Source organism: uncultured Thiodictyon sp. (assembly GCF_903828115.1).
GTDB lineage: Bacteria > Pseudomonadota > Gammaproteobacteria > Chromatiales > Chromatiaceae > Thiodictyon.
Window position 1 is genome coordinate 1 of record NZ_CAIKKU010000331.1, and the last position, 4,077, is coordinate 4,077.

General features: G+C 70.8%; 3 protein-coding genes. All 3 read left to right on the forward strand.

Annotated elements, in window-relative coordinates:
* The first annotated feature begins 183 nt into the window (after positions 1–183).
* Positions 184–639 (forward strand): helix-turn-helix domain-containing protein, encoded by a 456-nt coding sequence (locus QZY48_RS12120; protein WP_295431113.1) that lies wholly within the window; start codon positions 184–186, stop codon positions 637–639.
* Positions 640–653: 14 nt separating this feature from the next.
* Positions 654–3,176 (forward strand): VIT domain-containing protein, encoded by a 2,523-nt coding sequence (locus tag QZY48_RS12125; RefSeq protein ID WP_295431114.1) that lies wholly within the window; start codon positions 654–656, stop codon positions 3,174–3,176.
* Positions 3,177–3,553: 377 nt separating this feature from the next.
* On the forward strand, positions 3,554–4,045 hold the full coding sequence (locus QZY48_RS12130) for a nucleoside deaminase (RefSeq protein WP_295431115.1): 492 nt from the start codon (positions 3,554–3,556) through the stop codon (positions 4,043–4,045).
* Positions 4,046–4,077: the final 32 nt, after the last annotated feature.

Sequence of the window (4,077 nt, forward strand, 5' to 3'; positions counted from 1 at the left end):
CCCGTAGGGTCCGCTGTGCGGACCGACGCCCTTGCCGCCCACACGACAGCCGGGTCTACGCCCGAGCCTCCCGTGGCCCCAAGGTGTTGCGTCACGTCCAAAAAGCGGGGCCTTTGCGCCCCCTGGCCGCACCCAATATTAAGACACTTGATTTACGACAGTCTAAGCGTTCTAATATAGCCCATGACAAGGCCCTCCGACCCATCCGAACCCGATTACCCCCTGGCCGACCTGTGCGTCCTCGCCGATCTGCCGCCGCGCACTGTGCGCTACTACGTCCAGCTCGGTCTGGTGGACCGGCCCCGGGGCGAGACGCGGGCGGCGCGCTACGGCGCGCGGCACCTGGAGCAGTTGCTGCTGATCAAAAAGTGGACGGCGGCGGGGGTGTCGCTGGAACGGATCGGCGCCCTGTTGCGCGGCGAGCCGCCGCCCGTGCCGCCCCGGCCCCGGACCCTGGGGTCGGTGACGGTATGCAGCCACCTGGCCGTCGCCGATGGGATCGAGGTGGTGATAGACCCGGCCCGGGCGGGTCTGACACCCGAACAGGTCCGCGCCTTCGTCAAGGGCGTAATGGCGGCCTTCGCCGCCGTCGGCGCGCCGCCGCCGGGGGCGGCACCGCAAACAGAACGACAACCGTAAGGCAGGGGCAGCAGATGCAACAGCACCAGTGCGCGCGTTTGGAGACCAGGGGCGGGGAGCCGGCGATGCTGGAGGACGTGCGCGCCGCCGGCGACCTGCGGGGCCTGCTGCTGACGCTGACGGTCGAGCAACGCTTCCGCAATACGGCCGCGACCAACAGCGAGGTCGTCTACCGCTTCCCGCTGCCCTGCGGCGCCGTCCTGCTGGGGGTCGAGGTCGTCCTGGGCGGGCGGCGCCTGACCGGCGCCGTGGTCGAGAAGCGGCAGGCCGAGGCGCGCTACGAGGAGGCCCTGTGCGCCGGCCAGGCCGCGATCATGCTGGAACGCAACCCGGACGGGAGCTACAGCCTGAACCTGGGCAACCTGCTGGCCGGAGAGACCTGCGTGGTGACGCTGCGGTATGCGCAGGTACTTCAATTCGAGCAGGGCGGTCTGCGCCTGCTGATCCCGACCCTGATCGCCCCGCGCTATGGGGACCCGGCACGCGACGGCGGCCTGCAGCCCCATCAGGCCTTGGCGTTCGACCCGCTGGCCGCCTACCCCTTCGACCTGCGTCTGTGCCTGCATGGCGAACTGGCGCGCGTCCGGGTCGCCTCCCCCACCCACCCCATCGCCGTGGGCCTGGACGGGACCGCCGGGGACGCGGTCCTGACCGTCACGCTGGCCCGGCAGGGCGCCCTGGACCGGGACTTCGTGCTGGTGGTCGACCGCCTCGCGCAGGCCAGCGTCGTGGTGATGGCGCCGGACCCGGCGGCGGCCGACCCCGTCGTCGTGCTGGCGAGCTTCTGTCCGCGCCTGCCGGCCCGCGCCGCCTTGGCCGTCAAGGTGCTGGTGGACTGCTCCGGGTCCATGGCGGGCGACAGCATCGCCGCCGCCCGGCGTGCCCTGCAGGCGGTCCTGGGTCAGTTGGGGGCGGCCGACCGCTTCTGCCTGTCGCGCTTCGGCAGCCAGGTCGAGCACCGTTCCCGGGGCCTGTGGACCCTGACCGAGGCGACCCGCCTGGCCGCCCAACGCTGGATCGGCGCCCTGGAGGCGGACCTGGGCGGCACCGAGATGGCACGCGCCCTGGAGTCCACCTGCGCCCTGGCCCACGGCGGGGCGAGCGACCTGCTGCTGGTCACTGATGGGGAGATCGAGGCGATCGAGCGCACCATCGCCGCGGTCCGCGGGACCGGCCACCGGGTCTTTGCCGTCGGGATCGGCGCCAGCCCGGCGGCCGGCCACCTGCGCCGCCTGGCCGCGGCGACCGCCGGCGCCTGCGACTTCGTGGCCCCGGGTGAGGCGGTGGAGCCCGCCGTGCTGCGGATGTTCGCCCGCTTGCGCTCGCCGCGCCTGACCGACCTGACCCTGGTCTGGCCGGAGGGCGTGACGCCCGGGTGGGTCTCGCCCCTGGGGACGGCCGTTTTCGATGGGGACACCGTCAACGCCTTCGCCTGGCTGGGACAGGTACCGGTCGGTGCGGTCCGCCTGCTCGGCGCACCGGCACCCGGTGCCGCGCTGACCGAGATCGCGCGCGCCGATTTTGCGGCGGGACCGGCCCCCGCGGAACCTCAACCGGCCGCGGGCGCCGACCTGGCGCGGGTCGCCGCCGCGGCGCGCATCCAGGCCCTGGCGGCGGCGGATGCGACCGCCGCGCCGGCCGTCGCATTGGCCGTCGCCTACCAATTGGTCACGGACCGCACCAATTTCCTGCTGGTCCAGGCGCGGGCCGCGGGCGAGGCACCGACGCAGATGCCGGAGCTTCACCAGGTCGCACAGATGCTCCCGGCCGGCTGGGGGGGAACGGGATCGGTGATGGGCGGCGGCTGGGCGCACCCAGGCGCGGGAGACCGCGACGATGAGGGTGCAACGGTCCTTTGCGAGCCGCCCTGCGACCTGGACTATCTGGAACTGTCCGCCTGCCTGCGCCGACCGGCCGACTTGAGCGCGCCCCCGCCTCCCGATGAGGCCACGTGTTTCAGCGTCGCCGGGTCGTCGCCAGCCCCCGGGGCGGCACGGTCGTATGTCGAAGAAAACGATCTGGACTATCTGGAGATCCCCGACACGCCGCCCCTGCCGTTCGATCCGATAGGCCGCCGACCCCGAAGCCCTGACGCGGCGGCCGACGAAGCCCCGGGGCTGACACCGCTCGCCCTCTGCACCTGGCTGCGCCGCACCCCCCGGGCGCGCTGGCCGCGGACCTTCGCCGACCTGCGCGCCATCGGTCTGGGCACCGCGGTGCTGGAGTGGCTCGAACTGGTCATCGCGCTCGGTCATCGCGGGTCCGACGCGCAGGACGCGGTGGTGGCCGCCTTCCTCCACTGCCTCTCCCAGGACGCGCTTTATGAGGCCCTGGCCCAATCCCGCGGGGTCTCAGACGGCCTCGCGGCCATCGCCCGGGACCTGCGGACGCCGGTTGCGGCCGCCCCCACCCCCGGAAACGGACACCAAGTCGATAGCGCCCTGGCCGAACGCATCCTGGCCGCCCTGCAAGGGGTCACCGCGGGGTGCTGGCCCGATGTGGTCTATGCGCTGGCCGCACCGGACGGCCTCGGTTAGCCGCGTAGGTCGGGTTAGCGCAGCGTAACCCGACATTTCGGCCCCTGTCTCATTGGCCGACCCGGTGCGCGTAGGGTGCGCCGCGCGCACCGCGGCGGCGGCCAAGGCTCACGCCGCTTCGTTCAACCACCGCCGCTCAAGGTACACGCAGCGCACCCCAAGGCCAATGGTCCGAGCAGAGCCGCCTAGCGGTATTAAGGCCTCGATCAAGATTCCGGCCACTTGGGCTCGGCGGGTGCGTAGTCAGGCCATCTTGGCCTGACACCGTCAGGGCTGGAAGCCCTGACTACGCACTCCGCTGGCCGGGATTACGATCAAGGCCGGTATTAACCAGGGTGCCGAGTGTCGATCGATCACGCAACCAGAGGAAGACTGCAATGACGAACACCGATCATCATGCGTCGCCGGAAACCTTCATGCGCCGTGCGATCGAACTCAGCCGACAAGGCGTTGAGGCCGGCGATGGTGGGCCCTTCGGCGCCGTGGTCGTCAAGGACGGGGGCATCGTCGGGGAGGGGTGGAACCAGGTCCTTTCCGGCTGCGACCCGACCGCACATGGTGAAATCACGGCCATTCGCGACGCCGGTCGGCGATTGCGGACCTTCGACCTTAAGGGCTGTGAAATCTACACCACCGGCGAACCCTGCCCCAGGTGCCTGTGCGCCATCTACTGGGCCGGCATCGATCGCGCTTTCTATGGGTTCAGCATTGCCGACGCAGCCACCGTCGGCTTCGATGACCGCGTGTTTTACCAACAGATTTCCAAACCGATCCAGGATCGACGAGTCCCGGAAACGCAATTGCTCAGAGATGAGGCGTTCGCGGTCGCGCAGGATTATGTGGCCGACCCCGATCGGATTCGGTACTGAATAGACCGGGCAGGGCCTTGATCATTATTCCG